17 protein-coding genes and 5 pseudogenes are annotated in these 17,077 nt (G+C 70.6%); 11 read left to right on the top strand and 11 right to left on the bottom strand.

Annotated elements, in window-relative coordinates; all coding sequences use genetic code 11:
- Positions 1-9: 9 nt before the first annotated feature.
- The 3 genes and pseudogenes from ACH4F6_RS34355 to ACH4F6_RS34365 all read right to left on the bottom strand — a co-directional run.
- Entirely contained in the window at positions 10-1,665 is a 1,656-nt protein-coding gene (locus ACH4F6_RS34355) for a hypothetical protein (protein WP_397964288.1), read from the bottom strand.
- A 170-nt stretch (positions 1,666-1,835) separates the two neighbouring features.
- Positions 1,836-2,156, bottom strand: a pseudogene (locus ACH4F6_RS34360) (ISAs1 family transposase); the annotation flags it as partial.
- Positions 2,157-2,179: 23 nt separating this feature from the next.
- Positions 2,180-2,566: pseudogene (locus tag ACH4F6_RS34365) on the bottom strand (hypothetical protein); the annotation flags it as partial.
- 9 nt (positions 2,567-2,575) lie between these two features.
- Here ACH4F6_RS34365 and ACH4F6_RS34370 point away from each other — a divergent pair.
- Together ACH4F6_RS34370 and ACH4F6_RS34375 are read left to right on the top strand one after the other, a co-directional pair.
- Positions 2,576-2,904 (top strand): annotated as a pseudogene (locus ACH4F6_RS34370) (transposase); the annotation flags it as partial.
- A gap of 318 nt (positions 2,905-3,222) precedes the next feature.
- Positions 3,223-3,801 carry a 1,4-alpha-glucan branching protein gene (locus ACH4F6_RS34375; RefSeq protein ID WP_397964352.1) on the top strand — a complete coding sequence of 193 codons (579 nt, stop codon included), beginning with the start codon at positions 3,223-3,225 and terminating at the stop codon, positions 3,799-3,801.
- 115 nt (positions 3,802-3,916) lie between these two features.
- On the opposite strand, the gene ACH4F6_RS34380 is transcribed toward ACH4F6_RS34375, so the two are convergent.
- Together ACH4F6_RS34380 and ACH4F6_RS34385 are read right to left on the bottom strand one after the other, a co-directional pair.
- Positions 3,917-4,021 (bottom strand): hypothetical protein, encoded by a 105-nt coding sequence (locus ACH4F6_RS34380; RefSeq protein ID WP_397964289.1) that lies wholly within the window; start codon positions 4,019-4,021, stop codon positions 3,917-3,919.
- Positions 4,022-4,184: 163 nt separating this feature from the next.
- A complete protein-coding gene (locus ACH4F6_RS34385; protein ID WP_397964290.1) occupies positions 4,185-5,345 on the bottom strand; it encodes a pyridoxal phosphate-dependent aminotransferase in 1,161 nt (386 codons plus the stop codon).
- 96 nt (positions 5,346-5,441) lie between these two features.
- Between ACH4F6_RS34385 and ACH4F6_RS34390 the strand changes: the two genes are divergently transcribed.
- The gene (locus tag ACH4F6_RS34390; protein WP_397964291.1) at positions 5,442-5,960 is read left to right on the top strand and encodes a helix-turn-helix domain-containing protein; all 519 of its coding nucleotides are present in this window, start codon (positions 5,442-5,444) and stop codon (positions 5,958-5,960) included.
- Between the two features lie 92 nt (positions 5,961-6,052).
- On the opposite strand, the gene ACH4F6_RS34395 is transcribed toward ACH4F6_RS34390, so the two are convergent.
- Complete coding sequence (locus ACH4F6_RS34395; RefSeq protein ID WP_397964292.1) at positions 6,053-6,232, bottom strand: hypothetical protein; 180 nt, start codon at positions 6,230-6,232, stop codon at positions 6,053-6,055.
- A 59-nt stretch (positions 6,233-6,291) separates the two neighbouring features.
- A complete protein-coding gene (locus tag ACH4F6_RS34400; protein WP_397964293.1) occupies positions 6,292-7,119 on the bottom strand; it encodes a helix-turn-helix domain-containing protein in 828 nt (275 codons plus the stop codon).
- Positions 7,120-7,230: 111 nt separating this feature from the next.
- Between ACH4F6_RS34400 and ACH4F6_RS34405 the strand changes: the two genes are divergently transcribed.
- Entirely contained in the window at positions 7,231-8,043 is an 813-nt protein-coding gene (locus ACH4F6_RS34405; RefSeq protein ID WP_397964294.1) for an alpha/beta fold hydrolase, read from the top strand.
- A gap of 126 nt (positions 8,044-8,169) precedes the next feature.
- A complete protein-coding gene (locus ACH4F6_RS34410) occupies positions 8,170-8,382 on the top strand; it encodes a hypothetical protein (protein WP_397964295.1) in 213 nt (70 codons plus the stop codon).
- 282 nt (positions 8,383-8,664) lie between these two features.
- On the opposite strand, the gene ACH4F6_RS34415 is transcribed toward ACH4F6_RS34410, so the two are convergent.
- On the bottom strand, positions 8,665-9,813 hold the full coding sequence (locus tag ACH4F6_RS34415) for a cytochrome P450 (RefSeq protein ID WP_397964296.1): 1,149 nt from the start codon (positions 9,811-9,813) through the stop codon (positions 8,665-8,667).
- A 449-nt stretch (positions 9,814-10,262) separates the two neighbouring features.
- On the opposite strand from ACH4F6_RS34415, the gene ACH4F6_RS34420 reads away from it, so the two are divergent.
- Positions 10,263-11,057, top strand: coding sequence for a hypothetical protein (locus ACH4F6_RS34420; RefSeq protein WP_397964297.1), 795 nt, complete (start codon positions 10,263-10,265; stop codon positions 11,055-11,057).
- Between the two features lie 265 nt (positions 11,058-11,322).
- Here the strand turns inward: ACH4F6_RS34420 and ACH4F6_RS34425 are convergent, their stop codons facing one another.
- Complete coding sequence (locus ACH4F6_RS34425) at positions 11,323-11,901, bottom strand: suppressor of fused domain protein (protein ID WP_397964298.1); 579 nt, start codon at positions 11,899-11,901, stop codon at positions 11,323-11,325.
- Between ACH4F6_RS34425 and ACH4F6_RS34430 the strand changes: the two genes are divergently transcribed.
- From ACH4F6_RS34430 to ACH4F6_RS34440, 3 genes are all read left to right on the top strand, one after another.
- Positions 11,859-12,071: a DUF6183 family protein gene (locus ACH4F6_RS34430; RefSeq protein ID WP_397964299.1), complete on the top strand. Its 213-nt coding sequence runs from the start codon at positions 11,859-11,861 to the stop codon at positions 12,069-12,071. The genes ACH4F6_RS34425 and ACH4F6_RS34430 overlap by 43 nt on opposite strands.
- Positions 12,072-12,838: 767 nt before the next feature.
- Complete coding sequence (locus ACH4F6_RS34435) at positions 12,839-13,234, top strand: hypothetical protein (RefSeq protein WP_397964300.1); 396 nt, start codon at positions 12,839-12,841, stop codon at positions 13,232-13,234.
- A 270-nt stretch (positions 13,235-13,504) separates the two neighbouring features.
- Positions 13,505-14,353 (top strand): sensor histidine kinase, encoded by an 849-nt coding sequence (locus ACH4F6_RS34440; protein WP_397964301.1) that lies wholly within the window; start codon positions 13,505-13,507, stop codon positions 14,351-14,353.
- Positions 14,354-14,646: 293 nt separating this feature from the next.
- Here the strand turns inward: ACH4F6_RS34440 and ACH4F6_RS34445 are convergent, their stop codons facing one another.
- Together ACH4F6_RS34445 and aspA are read right to left on the bottom strand one after the other, a co-directional pair.
- Positions 14,647-14,973 carry a peptidase inhibitor family I36 protein gene (locus ACH4F6_RS34445; RefSeq protein ID WP_397964302.1) on the bottom strand — a complete coding sequence of 109 codons (327 nt, stop codon included), beginning with the start codon at positions 14,971-14,973 and terminating at the stop codon, positions 14,647-14,649.
- An 86-nt stretch (positions 14,974-15,059) separates the two neighbouring features.
- Positions 15,060-15,235, bottom strand: a pseudogene (aspA, locus tag ACH4F6_RS34450) (aspartate ammonia-lyase); the annotation flags it as partial.
- A 66-nt stretch (positions 15,236-15,301) separates the two neighbouring features.
- On the opposite strand from aspA, the pseudogene ACH4F6_RS34455 reads away from it, so the two are divergent.
- A pseudogene (locus ACH4F6_RS34455) lies at positions 15,302-15,427 on the top strand (VOC family protein); the annotation flags it as partial.
- A 213-nt stretch (positions 15,428-15,640) separates the two neighbouring features.
- Positions 15,641-16,684 carry an SGNH/GDSL hydrolase family protein gene (locus ACH4F6_RS34460; RefSeq protein ID WP_397964303.1) on the top strand — a complete coding sequence of 348 codons (1,044 nt, stop codon included), beginning with the start codon at positions 15,641-15,643 and terminating at the stop codon, positions 16,682-16,684.
- Positions 16,685-17,077: the final 393 nt, after the last annotated feature.

The raw sequence follows: 17,077 nt of genomic DNA on the forward strand, positions 1-17,077 counted from the left end.
GGAGCGGCGTCAAGCCGGCTCCGCAACAGTGGCGTCCTCGCGCATCGCCAGCGGCGGAGCGTCGGGGGGAAGGTGGGTGACGGGCAGAGTGAGCTCGAACTCATTCAGCTTCATGAGGCGGAACTGCCGACGGCGGGACTCGGCCAGCCGGACGTAGCCGTCGAAGCCGGACTCGGTCTGGATCTGCCGGGAGACCTCGCGCAGATAGGTGTCCACCCGCTGTCCGAACACCGACCGCCAGGCGTCGTCAGGTACTTGCCAGTGTGCGGCGAAGCGGCCCTCGGGACTGTCGGCGGGCAGGGTTCGTGCGGCGGTCAGGACGGCTCGGGCGACTTTGTCGCACAGCTCCACCGCCTTGGTCGGCGTGGTCGGCACGTACCGCATGAGGTGGCTGCGGGCGGAGCTGAAGACCGGATTGGGAAAGTCCACCATCAGCGCGCAGGCGGCGAACCTGGCCGGGACCAGCCCTTGGCGGACCATCTGCCGGATCACCTCGTTGTCCTCGTGCGCGGCCTCGGGGACCACGAAGGCGAAGAACGTGTCGCCCGGCTGCGAGAACCCGCTGGACTTCTCCTCCAGCCGGAAGCCGAACCGGGTCAGGCCGGCCAGGTACCGGGCGGCCGGCGCCCTGGGCGGGGCGGCCTGTGTGGCCAGGCGAAGGTCGTCGAACAGGACGTCCTGGTTCAGCCAGAAGCCCGTGGGCAGCGTCAGGTCGGGACTGTCCGCCGTGATGTTGCTGCTCTGTCGGTCGGTGCTGGTGAGATTGACCGCGGTGCTGGTGAACAGATGACGCAGCAGCCGGTCGGGGTGGTCCACCACGCCGTTCGCGGTGACCGCGGCCAGGCGGGCCGCCGTCCACCGGGTGATGAGGGACCTGACCGTCAGCTCCAGCTGCTGGGCTCCGATGACCTGCTGGAACAGCTGGTCATGGCGCAGCGGATCGTCCTCGGCGAGCCGGATCGTGGCGCGCTCGGACTGCCAGTTGATCCAGGGGATCCTCAGCTCCTTCATCACGGCGCTGCCGTTGACGTGACTGTCGAAGCAGCCCCTGCCCCGCGAGTCGGGCTCCAGAGCGTCCCAGGAGTTGCCCGCCCACACCCAGCTGGATGCGAAGCGGGCATAGAAATTGAAGACCCTCGCCTCGGGATCCCATGCCGCGACCTGAAGGAACCCCTCCTCGGGGTCGCCTCCGGCCTGGGTGCTGACCAGAAGGTCGGCCTGACCGCCCGCCACGGCGGTGGTGATCGCGAACCGCATGTCGCGCTCGCCGAGGGCCTCCGGCGGGATCTGACCGGCCTCGCTGACCAGATACACCTTCCGTGAGGCGGCGGCCGTCGCGGGGAGTCGGGACAGCAGGTCCTGCACGGTGGTGGGAAAGGTGCCCACGCGGAAGAATCCGGCCGCCATCGGGTCCTTGAGCAGCGCCAGTTCCTCATCGCTGACGGGCCGCGCCCGGTCGTCCCTGCCGCTGATCCTCCGGTACAGCCGCCCGGGTTCCAGCACAGTGGAGCCGGGCCCGCAGCCGTCATCGGCAAGGTCATGGCCCAGCCCGGGCTGGACGGATGTCTCGTCCAGGGCGGCTGCGGCACGGGCGGCGTCCGCTTCCTCAACGGCAGCCGTCCTCGCCCAGGCGGTCGCCCGCCGCAGCTGCGTGTGGTCGGGCATGGCCACCCTGCTCCTACACATAGGCACTTTGCGTATCAACGCATAAATTGCCACCCCGTCATGAAGCCCATTCCGGCCGCGCCCGCAGATCCACCCTCATGGCCCACCTGCCACGGATCCGACGAGCCTGGCGAGGACCGGTTCGCCCGGCGGTCTTCCGCCGGAGAGCGGGCGTGGTCCTTCTGGGTGTGGAGGACGTCCACCGTGACGACGGCGTCGGCCGGATCCGTGTCGTCAACGGCGTCCGGAAGCAGGGCGAACGCGGGGATTTCGTTGGTCTTGGCGCCGATTTCGCGCAGTGCGGCGGTCAGGGCGTCGTCGTGGCGGACGACGGTGAGGACGAAGACGTGGCTGCCGTCTCGCCGGACGGCTCCGCGCAGACACGTACCGTCCACAGCGAATGCGCGACGGCGTGGCTGTCCGTCCCGGCGGCGGGCGGCTGCCCGGTGAAAGCGGTGCTGTCCGCGCTCGGGCCCGCCACCGGGGCACAGTGTTCCCCCAGGGGCACGACAAGCTACTGGACGCTCCAGCGGTGCGGATGCTCGGGATCGTCGGGACAGGCGAACACGTTGAGCTCACCCCAGCGGCCCACGGTGACCTGTGTGGGAGTGGCGCAACCGTGAGTGGGCTGGTTCCGGTCCTCCAGCGGTTTCCAGCTGCCGCTGCCGCCGTCCCCTTCCGAGCTGTCGATGGTCAGCAGCAGGTGCATGGGTGTCGCGCAGGTCAGGCAGTCCATGGGACGCGGGTCGGTCGCGTGCCAGGAGGCGAAGCCGCCCACACGTCAGCCGGGCGGGATCGACAGGTCGTACTGGTGGCCGATCGGCTCTGTCGTGCTTTCGTCCGCCGTCTGCTCGACTTCCTCCTCGAGGGCTTCTTCCCAGGCGTCGGTCCGGGCGCACAGTCCCTTGTGACCTGGGCGGACGTGGCGACCGAGACGATCGGCCGCAGCAGGGTGACGTGCTGGCGGCGGCTGCGGGACTGGACCGAGGCCGACGCCTGGCCCCGCCTGCACGAGATGCTCCTCGGGGAACTCCGCAAGGCCGGACTGGCCGGACTGTTGGACATGGAGGACGCCGCAGTCGACGGCTCGCACGTCCGGGCCCTGAAGGGGGGCTCACACCGACACCTTCGCCGGTCGACCGCGGCCGCCGGGGCAGCAAGCACCATGCGCTCACCGACCGGCACGGAACACCCCTTGCGATGTCGCTGACCAACGGAAACCGTCACGACGTCACCCGGCGAGGCCTCGCCCAAGTTGCTTCGGACGAAGAGGTCGTGGGTTCGCGCTTTGGCGAGCGAGGCCACCCGCCGCCTGCCCTGAGCAAGAGGTCGCGCAGGGAGACACCCCGGGGAGGGCCGGAGCTGTCAGCAGCGGCAGCGGCGACACGCGAAGGATGCGGCGGCCGGAGACCCAGAGCTCCTCCAGGGCGGGAACGCGGCTGTCAAAGGCCACAAGGACAACAGGAAGGTTTACGAGGTCACTCGCTGCCGCTCGGGAAGCACGGCCGTTTCCCTATAGATTCGATCACACCCAGACCTACGCATGAGGGAGATCGCATGGCCTCCATACACCGGACCACCATGACACCCGGCAAGCTGGAGCTGCTCACCGGCTGGCTCCCGAAGCAGAGCTGGTACGTGGGCGACGCGGAAACGCCGGAACTGGTCAAGGCCGGCGGGTTCCGTCTGGACGACCCGGAGGGCGCTGTCGGGATCGAGTTCATGATCGTGGCGGATGCCACCGCGCAGGAGCCGGTGGCATATCTGGTGCCGATGGGATACCGCGGTGCGGCGCTCGAGGGCGGCCCCGGCAAGGCACTGATCGGCACCTCCGAGCACGGAGTGCTCGGCACCCGGTGGATCTACGACGGCGTCCACGATCCGGTGGTGATGGCGCAGTTGCGCGCCCTCCTGCGCGGTGAGGCGACGCCGCAGCACCAGAACAAGAGCGACACCCCCGACCCGACCGTCACCGTGCACGGAACTGGCCCTGACGACGGGCTCGACATTCAGGTCAACCGCGTCCTGCGGCCTGCTGAGGCCGCGCAGAAGTCGTCCGGACTCCTCGTCGCCGGGTGGACCTGGCCGGACGGAACGGCTGCACGGGGAGTACTCGCGGCCGTCGCGCCCCAGTAGAAGACCGCGCGGATGAGCCCGGCACACGGTGGAGTCGACATTCACGTCCCAGGCGTTCAGGCCCTTCGCGTCCGCCTGGGACTGAAGCTGAGGGACGGTCCTGGCCCAGGTGCCATCACGCTGCCAGCGCCGGAACGAACGGGTCGTAGAACCGGTCCCAGGGGCCGTGGCGTTCGGGCACGTCACGCCAGGGAGCACCGGTTCGCGTCCGCCACCGCATGCCGTCCACCAGTTGCCGTCGCGTCCATACCGGCGGGCGTCCCGGCCCGGCTCGGTGTCCCGCGGCAACAACGGCTCCGGTCGGGCCCACTGCTCGTTCGTCAGGTCCCCACGCCCCGCGGAACGTGATCGTCCACGGCCAAGATCCACTTTCGCGACGGACCCTAGCCGAAGGCGGCTACGAAGCGGTCCCGCAGCCCGTCGAGGCGTTCGACGGGCTCGTTGGCGAAGACCAGCCGCAGATGGTGGCTGCCGTGTGGGCCCCAACCGGTCATCGGGGTCGCTGCCACCTTCCCGTGCCGGAAGAGCCGTTCGGACGCCTCGGCCGGGGTGAGGCCCAGCGTGGTGGTGTCGATGAGCAACGACCAGCCGCCGTGCGGCCGTACACACGGATAGTCGGCCAGCTCCGACAGGACCAAGTCGCAGCGTTGCCGCCAGGTACGGACGGCCGCGGCCATGTCGGCGTCCGCGTCCGGGGCGTCGAGAGCAGCAGCCACCGCCTGCTGGGCGATGCCGACGGGAGTCACCACGTTGGCCATGCCGACCAGGGCGACGTCGGCCATGATGCGCGGCGGACCGACGACCCAGCCGACCCGCCAGCCGATGAGCCGCAGCTCCTTGGACGCGGAGCCCACCGTGATGGTGTGCTCCGCCAGTTGGGGATGGGCAGCGGGGTGCTCCGGGGCCTGTCCGTCGAACCGGATGCGCTCCATGGCCGCGTCGTAGATCACCCAGCAGCCGTGCTCGGCCACCGCCGGGGCCAAGGCGTCCCAGTGTGCGTGTCCGAGCAGGTCGCCGGTGGGCATCGCGGGGGACATCACCAGGACTGCCGCCGTCTCCGGCCCTGTCGCGGCAGCGAGTTCGGACGGGTCGGTGCGCCAGCCGGCGGGCGTGGGGCGGCACGGCACGTGTCTCGGGACGCCGCCGGCGAGGCGGATCCTGTTGACGAGGCCGGCATAGACCGGGTCGCCGATCACCACCTCCTGCCCCGGCTCGACGGTGGCCAGCAGTGCGTTGAGGACGCCGTTGAGGCCCCCGGCGACGATCGCGCAGCTTGCCGTCGGGTCGTAGTCGCGGCCGGCGATCCGGCCGACATGGGCCGTGGCAGCCTCACGCAGGCCGCGCTGGCCGTGGAAGGGGAGATAGCTGTTTGCGGCGTCGTCATCGATCGTCCGCCGCGTCACGTCGAGGGCGATCCGAGGCGGCCGCAGGTCGGTGTCGAGATTCTCGAGCCGCAGCATGTCGGGCTCGTGGGCTGCATCGGCGGCATCTCCCACGATGTCGACTCCGATTCCAGGGATGTGCTGCAGGCGCGACACGGTCATGGGGCCTCCCTTTCGTTCCATAAACAGAACGTTCTGTTTGTGGAACACTAGGGATGAGACCCGAACCGGTCAATGGCCTCGTGGAGAGCGGGAGATATGGAGCTGGCTCAGCAGGTGGGCAGTCGGCTGCGTGAGCTACGCGTGGAACGCGGCCTCTCACTGTCCGCGCTGGCGCGCCGGTCCGGCGTCGGCAAGGGCACGCTCTCCGAGCTGGAAGCCGGGCGGCGCAACGCCACGCTGGAGACCCTCTACGCGCTCACGACCGCGTTGGGTGCCCCCCTCACTGCCGTACTCGGGCCCGACCCGGCGCGAGCACCGCTGTCAGGCCGCGCCGTGGACGCGGTCCTCGTCGAACGGTACGAGGACCCGGCCGCCATCACCGAGATCTACCGCATCCGCATCCGGACCGGCGCCGTCCAGGAATCGGACGCCCACCCCTCGGGCACCGAGGAGCACCTCGTCGTCCTGTCCGGCACCGCCCGCGTCGGCGCGGCCTCGGCCCCGGTCGAGGCAGGCCCGGGCGAACACGCCCACTGGCCTGCCGACATCCCGCACGTATACGAGGCAGTGTCCGGTGACGTCGAAGCCCTCCTCACCGTGCGCTACCCGACCTGAGGCAAGCGCCCTGCGCCGCTCATCGCCATCGCGCGGCGGGCCAGGCCTTCGGAAGCCGGGCAAGGCTCCGCCCTGATCAGGGTCGCCTTGTCTCACGTTCCCTCCGAAGAGGGGCGGTGGAGCGCGGCGCGGGTCAGGTCGCCGGCGGAGCCGAGAGCCGCCACGGTCAGGCCTGCCTCCCGTGCGCGCCGCACCGCGGCGCGAAGGGCGTCCCTCGCCTCGTCCTCCGAGTCCGCGCCGGGGACCTTGTGCGCCACTGCGGCGTGGGCCATCGTGCCGTCCCGGCCGACGGCCCCGGTCGTGCAGGGATCGGTGGCTTGTGGGCACCTCCTCACTCGGCGGTCACCATCGCCTGCCACGCGCCCGGGCGTTTGCCTGTGGCCTTGTGGAAGAACACCGAGAAGTTGGACGGGTCTGGGAAGCCGAGCATGTCGGCGCAGCGGGCGGCGGTGAGGCGGTCGTGCGCGAGGAGCCGTTTGGCCTCCAGGGTGATCCGTTCGACGATGTACGCCTTCGCGGTGCGGCCGGTGGCCCGCTGCACCGCTCGTGAGAGGGTGCGGGGCGCGTATCCCAGCGCACGGGCGTAGTAGCCGGCGTCGTGGTGCTGCCGGAAGTGCGCTTCGACGCTTGAGCGGAACAAGCGGAACACCGGATGTGTGAGCCGTGCTTCGGCGTGCGGTGGCCGCAGCCGGGCGATGAGCGCGGAGAGCAGGATCTCGGGCAGCTCCGTCGAGGAGTCACCGGGCGGGGCGGATGCCTCGAGGAGGAGATGATTGCGCGCCGTGTCGACGAAGGGCCAGTCGGCGTCGGGAATGCTCCAGTGCGCGGCCAGCTCCGGGGAGGCGACGAGTTCCCGGGTGGCGTGGGTGACCGGCGCGGTCGGCACGAACAGCACGAGGTGTCCTGCCACTTCGGCGATGTCGTCCCACCGGTGCACCGCGCCGGGTGGAACCCACACCGCGGACCGCTCCTCGAGCGGGTGGTGGAGGAAATCGACCGTCACCGAGCCGGGTCCGGCGTCGATGACGGCGAGAACGTGGAAGTCGGTGCGCTGCGTGCCGCCGTCGTTCAGCTCGCGGAGGCGGCCGAACGTCATCGTCTCGACCGCGGCGGCGCGGCGCCCCGCGGGCCGGTAGGTCATCTGCCGGATCGCGCTCATGTGTCCAGTTTTCACCATCGGGCGACCAGTCACGCCGATGCCCCGTCCGGGTGCGGAAGTTTCAATGAACACACAGGGCGATCGCCCAGAACACCGACCGGAAGAGCCACCGTGAACATGACGCAGCAGACACTTCTGCCCGCTTACGACCACCGGCCGGGGGCCGGACCGACCCTGGTGTTCCTGCACTACTGGGGTGGTTCCGCCCGTACCTGGGACCTCGTCGTCGACCGCCTGGCGGGCCGTGACGTGCTCACGGTCGACTTCCGCGGGTGGAGCCGGTCGAGCGCTCTGCCCGGCCCCTACACGCTCGGTCAGCTCGCCGACGACACGCTCGCCGTGCTCGCGGATGCGGGGGTCACCGACTACGTCCTGGTGGGGCATTCGATGGGGGGCAAGGTCGCACAGCTGGTCGCGGCCGCCCGGCCCGCCGGCCTGCGCGGCATCGTCCTCGTCGGCTCCGGCCCGGCGAAGCCCGCCGCACACATCACCCCCGAGTACCGGGAAGCCCTGTCGCACGCCTACGACTCCACCGAGTCCGTGGCCGGGGCACGGGACCACGTCCTCACCGCGACCGAGCTGCCCGCTCCGGTCAAGGCGCAGATCATGACCGATTCGCGGACCGTCGCCGACGCCGCCCGCACCGAGTGGCCACTGCGCGGCATCGCGCAGGACATCACCGAGCACACGCGCAGGGTCAGCGTTCCCGCTCTCGTCGTCGCCGGAGAACAGGACCAGGTCGAGCCCGTCGACGTGCTCCGCGACAACCTGGTGCCCCACCTCTCCCAAGCCGACTTCATGGTGATCCCCCGCACCGGCCACCTGATCCCGCTGGAAGCCCCGGCCGACCTCGTCGACGCCATCACCGCATTCGCGCCGGCAGCCTGCCCGTCCCCACGGCCCGACGACGGGCTGTACCCCTGATCACCCGCCCACGGGGCCGGGACAGGCCCTGCCGCGTCGAAGGCTGGCAGCGAAGTACTCACGCACGGGTTCCTGCGACTCCTCGTCCAGAAATCAGCGGACCCGCTCGCCTCGCCCGGCGGCCACGTGACCCCTGGGGAGACGAGCCGCGCGGCGGCGGCCCGAGAGCCGGCTGAGGAGACGGGCGTCCGTGGGGGACCTCGACCACCTGCGCCGGATCGGCGTGCGGGACCAGCCCGACGTCCACCCCGTGCCGTCACCCGCCTGCAGCCCGGTGGCTCCCGGGACATGGCGGTGGTCGAACCACGGCTACGTCCAGTACTTCACGCGGGTCGGTGACGTTGTCGCAGTCCTCCGAGCCCGCACGCCCCCCGTGAGCAGCGCTGTTCTCGGGGAGCTCGCCGGCACCGTGCGAGTCCGCCCACCGTCGTACTTCACGGGCGGCCAAACGCTGAGCGGGATCCCCGTCCTTCGGCGTCCCCGCCCGGAACGCCGGGACCGGGACCGCCGGGTGCTGCGCCGGGAGCATCGCGTGGGTGCGGGCTCGCCGTTGCCCAGGGCGGCGGGCGACGCGCGTCCTGCCGCCGCGAGGGGCCGGTGATCACGAACTGCCGGCTCGGGTCATGCGGCGCGCACCGTCAGCCGGGCGTACGACGGGATCAGCACGCCACGGGCCGGCCGGCGGTCGGTGACGACGAGGTCCGGGAAGGGCCGCAGGGCGTCGACCACCGCTCGGATCTCGGCCATGGCCAGCGGCATGCCCAGGCAGAAGTGCGGTCCTGCCCCGAACCACAGTCGCCGTGCATGCGTCGTGCCGGCACCCGCGCCCGCATCCGGTGTGCCGTCGGGATCGAAGGGGCCGAGCGCCTGCAGGCACAGCAGCGTGGCCACCACGACCCGTTCCCCCACCGCCACCCGGACACCGCCGATCCGGCCCTCCCTCGCGGCGCTGCGCAGCATCACCGGCGTCGGGGAGGTGATGCGCAGCGCCTCCTCGACCAGCGCGTCGGTGATCCGGTCCGGCCCCCGTCCGGTGTCGTGGACCAGCGCCACGAGCCGTGGCACGAACGACACGAGCGTCTCGGTCCCCGTCAGCAGGAACATCCCCACCGCGCCCCTGGTCTCCGCCTCGTCCAGACCGAGCGAGCGCAGCCGACCCGGTACGGTGGACTCGTCGCCCGCCCGGTACGCGACCACCGCCGCCTGGTTCAACCGCGCCAGCGCTGCCCGTGCCCGGTCCGCCTGACGGCCGGTCAGCGAGGTGCGCCACAGCCGGACCGTCGAGACCACCGCCGAGGCCTCGGCGAAGTGGTCGGCGGCGTCGGTCAGTCCGACGAGCTCCCGTATGACCGCGCCGGCGCCCTCCCGTACGACTTCCACGAGGTCGCTCTCCTCCCCCGCCGCGAGCCTCTGCGTCATGCGGGCGAGCGGTGCAGCGAGCACCCGCTCGCACACACCGGCGACGTGCGCCGGGGTGAACAGGCCGGCGAGCCGGCGGCGCAACGCCGCGTGTTCCTCGCCGTCCATGTTGATGAGCACCCGCGGGCCCAGTATCGGGGTCCACAGCTGCGCCGCCGCGCCCGGTCCTGTCTTGGTGTAGGCGTCGGTGTCCATGAGGACCTCCCGGGCCAGCCGGGCATCGCTCACGAGCACGCCGACGCGCGGCACCCGCACCACTGGCCCACGCGCCGCGACGGCGCGCAGCAGCCGGTACACGGCCGGATGCGCGGCGCACTGCACCCGGTGTTCCCAGCGCTGCCAATCGTCCATCAGCGCAGGATAGGGGGAAACGGGTCCGCGGCTCCCCCTCGTGCGACGATCCTGTCACCCGCGCCCGTGCCCGCCTGCGCGTACGCCTCCACGAGTTCCACGCTGCGGGCACCAGTCGCTGAAGCACCGCCGTTCCTGCCCAGCGGGGGGCCGCGAGGTCCCGTACGAGGAAGCAGGCCGTGGCGCCGCTCCTTCCCTGCGGGTCCGAGCTGTTGAGGTGCCGATGTTCTCGCGTCGATGCGGCTCCGCGCCGATGCGGCTGGACACGCATGGCGCGACAGGTCTGGCTCCCCTGCCCGTTCGGATGAGGGTTCACCCGGTGACTCCTGGTGGTCGGCCTTCGCTGCCGCGGGAACCGAACACACCGGCCTGAGCCCCTGCCCGGGGTCGGGGCGGCGGGATGTCGTCCCCTCGCCGCAGGGCCGCTTCGTATCTGGAACGATGAGCGCATGTCCGAGGAGTCGAACCCGTTGTCAAGCCTGTGGCCGCTCGTGCCGGCCGGGGCCGCCGACTGGCTGCTGGAGCTGTGCGGCGACGGCCTGACCGGGTTCATGCCTCCGGCGATGCCCGACGCGGTGTGGGTGCTCAACGCCATGTACGAACAGGGGCCGCCCGATGTGTCGTCCCACGAGCACCACCGGGCACGTCCGGCGGACGGAAGCGCCCTGCCCCACCTCGTCGCGGGCATCGACCTCGACGCCGTGGGCGTCGCCACGGGAGGAGGGCTGGGCCGCGCCCGGCACCCGGGCCCCGGCTGGCGACGGCTGCGCTGGGCCGAGCTTGCCCGGCGGACCGGCGACCCGGTCGTGCCCGACGGGCTGATGCCCTCCCACCGTTGCTTCCCCTCGGCCACGAAGGGGGGAAGCCGGCCGCTGGGCATGGTCCCGCCGACCGAGGGGAGCCTGGACCGTGAGACCTGGAACCGGCTGATCGCCGTCCTCACCCAGTACAGTCCCGGGGGCCCGGACGCCCGCTGCCTGGCCTACTACAGCCCGCTGACGCTCGGAGCCGCCGACTTCGACGACCTCCACGTGCGTGCGGGTCGGCTTGGCGACGCCGAGGTCCTCTACGACCGGTCCGAGGCCGACTTCAGCCCGTCCAACCTCTGGGCCGCCGACCGCTCATGGGTCCTGTGCACCGACTACGACCTGTGGGCCACCAAGGTCGCCGGGCCCCCGGCCCTCATCGACGCGTTGCTGAACGACTTCGAGATCGAGACGGTGCGATTGCCCTGGGCACACTGACGACAAACCGCTCGGGCTCCTTCTCCGGCCCCGGATCTGCCGGAGCGGATCACCGCGCGGCACGCGGAACTGGACGGCCTCGAAGAACAGCCGGCCGACCTGCCGGCGGGGATGCGGGCCGCGCGGAACGGACTCACTGTCCCCGGACGGATCAGGCGCTCGGTCACCACGACAAGACAGCCACCCGCCTGGTCACCGAAGCCGGCGGAACCTGGATCCGATACGCCCCCGGTGACCACACACGGTGACCGCCGTGCTCAGAACCTCAGGCGACCGACGCCCTGAAAGGATCAATGGGGTTGATCTCTGCCTGGTCGAAGAGCTGCTCCAACGCCTCATGCCCGTGACGCCTGCGGAACACGATCTCGGCTGTTGTCACGGGCAGGGTCCACAGAATGCGGGCGTGACCTCCGGGAACGGGACAGTGTTCCAGGTCAGGGCCGTGGAGATAGGGCAGGCTGATCAACAGGTGATCGCAGGTCGACCCCGGCACCCACGGTTCACCGATCGGCATGCTGTGCTCCAGGTCGAGCTGATGTCCTCCGCAATGGTAGTAGGCGATCATCGCCATGAGCTCGATGAACCGCTGGTCGCGGACGTGGGCGGTCATGACGAACTCAAGTCCGTGACCGTCCTTCTCCATCGCGGCCCAGCACCCGGCGGTCACATAAGCCCAGCCGTCGCTGCGGGGACCGGGCCCCACGACGAGAACTCGCAGATCGGGCACCACCGCTCGCCGTTCCGGCCCGAGGTCGTAGTCGACGCCCTCCACGGAGTGTCCCTCGAAGAACGCCCGGACATGTGTCTCCACAGCCTCCACGGCCGACACCCTCGTATCACTCACCGTGCGATCATCCCAGACCACGATCGACGGACCCTCGACGGCTTGCTCGACGTCATGGAGCTGCGGACGCGGAGTGGTTCCCCAACGACATCGGCTCCGACTACGGCACAGCCGCGCTCTTCCCCGGCCGCCGCCGGACAGCCGTCCTGGCAGCGACAGACACCGACTGACGAGCTCGTGCACGGTAGGCGGTGAGGCATCGAGCTCCTGATCGTCGATCATGGTCGTGTGGTGGGGGACGCGTCGTGTCATCGCCGACTGGTGCGGTTCTGCTCAAGCAAAGGGTTGATCCGGGAGAACGCTGCACGGGGCCGTGCGCGAGGTTGCTCGTCTCCACCGTGGCGCAGGAGGCCTGCTGTTCATCCCGGACGGCACAGGCCGGCTTCCTGCGCGACGTCCCCGTCTCGGCCACACCGATGACCGAGCTCCTCCGGGACGGCCCCGCCGCGCCCGTGCGGCGGGGCCGTCCAACACTCCGAGCATCAGGTCAGCAGGACGGACGCACCCGTGCCGCGGCCGGTGCGTGGCAGACCATCGCACACCGCCTTGCGGTCCGCGCAACGCCCCCCACCAGCCCCGGGGGCGTCCGGTCGATTCGGCGCCGGTCACACGGGGCCAGACGGGGCCGACTCTCCACAGCACGTTTGAGCTGCTCGTTCTCCTTCCGAAGCAGCATGACCTACTCAGTGCCGGGCTCCGCTGGAGTGTCACCCGTGTACTGCGGAGTATCGGCGGACGACGGGTCTGCACCCGCGTGCTGCTCCCGTATGTCCTGGAGAGACCGCATACAAGGCGCCTGCCCCCGCACCTACCGGCACACGAGCAATCCCCCCTCGCTCCGGCCCGTCCACCTCACACGGGCCCCCAGCAGGCCGCCACCGAAGAACTCCAAAAGCATACTCATGCCTCACCTGGGGATCTTTGACACAATTCCCTCGTGCAGTCTCTCCCCGTCCCCTGCCCCGCACACCTCATCCCGGACGCCACGGGCACCGACGCCTTCCACGCCGCATACCGGCAGGCCATGGCGCAGCATGCCGTGTTCGTCGCCATCGAATCCGAAGAGCGCCGGCAGTGGATCGTCAAAGCAGACACACTCACCGCAGGCTCCGGCCACACCGTCGACGACGCCGTGAACGAGGCGGCCCGGGCCGCGATCACCCGCCTGGTCCAAAACCGTGAGGTCGATCTGGACGCCTACCCGGGACCGATCTACTTCATGATGCACGGCGTGCGCAGCGAAGACCGAGCCCGTGAACTCGCGGCCGCGCTCCACGCCGCCCTCTACGGAGACCTGGAACCCCTCACCCGCGCCGTCCCTCCCACACCCTGAACGAACCCACCACCCCGAACGGCCGGACCCGAGGCAGCACCCAGGTGGAGAAGTCGTGTGCCGGCTCCTTGGCGTCCGGTCAGGGAGCCCGGGCAGGAATCCGTTTGGCGGACCACCGCGACCACTGCTACGTTCCCGGAGGCCGTGCGAGAGGACGAGGAGGTGGTACCCGTGAACGTATCGACATGGGTGCTCTCCTCCAGGGTCACGGTCGGGCGATAGGTCGTCGTCCGGGAGCGCCGTTCCAGTGCACTCCCGAAAGGCACGACCGTGCACTTCATTTCTGAACAGCGTCTCGACGACGGTGTCCTCGAGCGCGCATTCACCCTGGGCGAGATCCCCGGCATCCTGTGGACGCCCGTAGCCGCATCCGCACCGGTCCCGCTGATCCTGCTCGGCCACCCCCCGCTCGGACTGCGCACCATGTACCCCCGGCTGGTGGCCCGGGCCCGACGCTCCGCGGCGGAGGGCTTCGCCGCGGCCACCATCGAGCTCCCCGGGAGCGGCGACCGGTGTTGCCGCGGCTCACGGACCATTCGAAAGCTGCGGCCCCCGGGACCGCCTCCCGAAGCGGCGAACGCTTGCCGCCCCTTCCCGGAGGCCCTGCCGGTGATCCAGGAGGCCGCACGTGAGGCGACCCGGGAGCTGCGCGCGCCCCTTCAGGCGCCGCGCGACGACGACACGGCCCCGCCGCGCGGCCTCGACCACGTCCCGGAACTGGTGGAACGAGCGAGCAGGACCGGCCTGGAGGCGACGCTGACGATCGGGGGACAGCGGCACGACGTGCCGGCCGCGGTGGGGCGGACCGTCTACCGGATCGTTCAGGAGTCGCTGACCAACATCGCCCGTCACGCGGACGCCGGCACGGCGTCGGTCCGGATCGACTGCCGTCCGGACGTTCTCGCGCTACGCATCGATGATGCCGGCAGGGCGACGCCGGGCCCTGCGCCGAAGCCCGGCGTAGGGCTGCCGGGCATGCGCGAACGCGTCACCGCCCTGCCGATCCCGAGCACCCGTGCCCGCCCCCATGGAGCCTCCAGCAGATCACCGGATGCCTCACCCGGGGCGGCGTCGCTTCTACGGAGCGGTGGCGCACGGCTCCGGTGGCCTGCTCGCTGACCGGCGAGGGTCTGGTCGAACGGTCCGCCGTCCGGCGCGAGGTCCCCGACGGCGCCGGGGGCCCCGCTACGGCGTGGGCGAAACCGTCCGCCGTGAGAAGACACTTGCCGCCCTACAGCGGTTGAAAGGTCAAAGAACAAGCTGAGTGCCTGTTCCTCACCCCTGCATCAGGCGGAAGAAGCGGCAAGCGCCGTGGTGTTGGTCCGCACCACCGCCGCTCAGGGCCACCGACGGATCTCTCGCCATCCGCGCGTCGCGGTCTGCGTCGACCAGGACGGCGGATGCGGCGGCGGTCAGGACGACGACCGGTCCTCGAAGTAGAACCAGTTGTCACCGTTCTCCGCGGAGAAGACGTACTGGCCGTCGTCCTCGTCCATCTCGGCGACGACGATCGCGGACGCCTTGTCGTGGAGGGCGCCGTCCACTCTCCGGGTGTCCGCGTCCAGGGTGATCTGCGCCCCGGTGAAGTCCGCGTGCTCGTAGAGCGTCGCCTTCCATCCGGACGGCACGCGGACGGAGGAGATGCAGTCGTTCATGGACGGGTCGAGCTTGTGGCGTCCCTGGGCGAGCGTGGCGCTCTTGCCCTTGTAGTCGACGTCGGCGTACACGGTCACAGACATGAGAGACCATCCCTTCTCACAGTGTTACTGAATGAGCACTATAAGTAGCGGGGCGGTTCACGGCTCGTCGAGCGCCTGTCCCTGTGTCCGCTGGTCTCCGCGATCGCGTCCTCGGCTCTGCGGGCCTCGAAGTGGTCACGCGCTTCGGCCGGCGGCAGCTCGGCGAGGCGGGGCAGAGAGGCCCGAAGCCGTTCGATGCCGTACCGGATCCGCGCCGCGTGCCGCCGAACTCCTGGCCGAGGGTCACCGGGGCCGCGTCCATCCGACGCCCGTCGCGTCCTGGAGCGTTACCGACACACGGAAGATCGTCGATCACGGGTGCAGGGCCGGCGCACGCAAGGAGGAGGTCGCCCGCCTGGAGTCCCTGGGCGCCGCCCTCGTCCGCGAGGTCACGGAGCGGGGCGGCTCCTGGACGGTCATGACGGACCCCGAGGGCAACGAATTCCGCGTCCACCGCCCCCGGTCGCCCCGTCTCGCGCGCGCGCGATTAGCAGGCTGCGCCGGGAGTCGACGCGAAAGATCCGAACAATTAGCCCGGTCGGGTGATGACGGACCGTTTCACCGGACAGGGCGGGGCGACGGCGCGGATGATTTTGGATGAGGTGCGTTCCGCTCCGGGCGTCGCGTTCCGGCCGTCCGGACGTCTTCCACTGATCCTGGAGGATCCATGCGACACCCTGTCTCCCGCCCGCGCACGCGAGCCCTGGCCGTCGGGCTCGCGCTCGCCGCGGCCACGCTCTTACCCTCCGGCTCCGCCGGTGCGGCCGACCAGTACGAGTGGGCCGCGCTCGGCGACTCGTTCACCGCCGGCGTCTTCGTCGGCGATCCGCAGCCCCCGCTGGGGGATCCGTCGCAGGACGGCTGCGCCCGGACCAGCGGCTCCTATCCCAGCGTGGTCGAACGGGAACTCGCCGGGTCCCCGCCGGGCAAGTACGTCCACCTGACCAACGTCGGCTGCAGCAGCGCCGTCATCGCGAACATCGCCAAGGTCAAGCAGACGCCGATCAGCCCGGTCCAGACCCCCGCCGGCGGCTGGCCCGCGGTGGACACGCAGATCAAGCGGGCCGGGCTCGACGACGAGACCGACGTCGTCACCATCGCCATCGGCGGCAACAGCCTGCCCTTCGGCGACATCTTCCCCAAGTGCCTCGACCAGGGCACGATCGGCAAGTCCTGCCGCGAGTACTTCACCGACCCGCCCGAGGGGGTGGAGAGCATCCGGGAGAGGCTCGCCCGGGTCCAGGACGAGTACATCGAGATGCTGGCCGAGGTGCACCAGGCCGCGCCCAACGCCAAGGTGATCAACGTCGGCTACCCGGCCATCATGCCGGCCGATGCCAGTGACTGCGACCGCGGGTCCCTCACCGAACTCGGCGCGACCACCCACGCCGACATCGACTGGCTCCGTGACGACGTCCTCAAGCCGCTGAACAAAACGATCAAGCGGGCCGCGTCGTTCTTCGGCGACCGCTACGTCAACGTCTACTCCTCCAGCGAGGGCCACGACGTCTGTCAGCCGGCGGGCACCAAGTGGATCGAAGGAATCTGCGGCGACGCCGCGGACTACTGGCCCACCACGTTCCCCGGCACGTCGGTGGACTGCGGTCCCATCGAGAAGCGCGCCACAATGATCCACCCCAACGCCGCGGGACACGCCAACACCGCGGTCCAGGTGGAGCGAGCGATCCGCATCGCCCTCCTCCGACACTGACCCACCGGCCCGGAACAACGAGCGACGTCGTGGCGGCGCTGCCGGCGCAGGCCCAGCGCGAAGGGGAAGACGCATGATCCCGGCGCCGCACTGTACGACGGGCCCGGCGCACGACGGAGGATTCCGGCGACCACTCCTCGCCGGGCTCCTCCGTCTTCAAGGCCGATCTCACCGATGACCGCTGTACCGGTGTTCCCCGGTCCAGCGGTTCCGTGGGGGCGCTGATCAGACGGAAATCTTGGCTGCGCCACGGATTCCGTGTCCTCGCAGCGCTGTGAAGGTCCGACCGCCAGCGGGCCGTCGCGGCCCTGGCGGCGTTCCTCAGCCCGAACGAAGTCGGTCCGGTATCGCGAGAGTTGACCTACAGAGGCATAGCTCTATGTGAAGCTTTCC

This window comes from Streptomyces sp. NPDC017936 (genome assembly GCF_044328485.1).
In the GTDB taxonomy this organism is placed as follows: Bacteria; Actinomycetota; Actinomycetes; order Streptomycetales; family Streptomycetaceae; genus Streptomyces.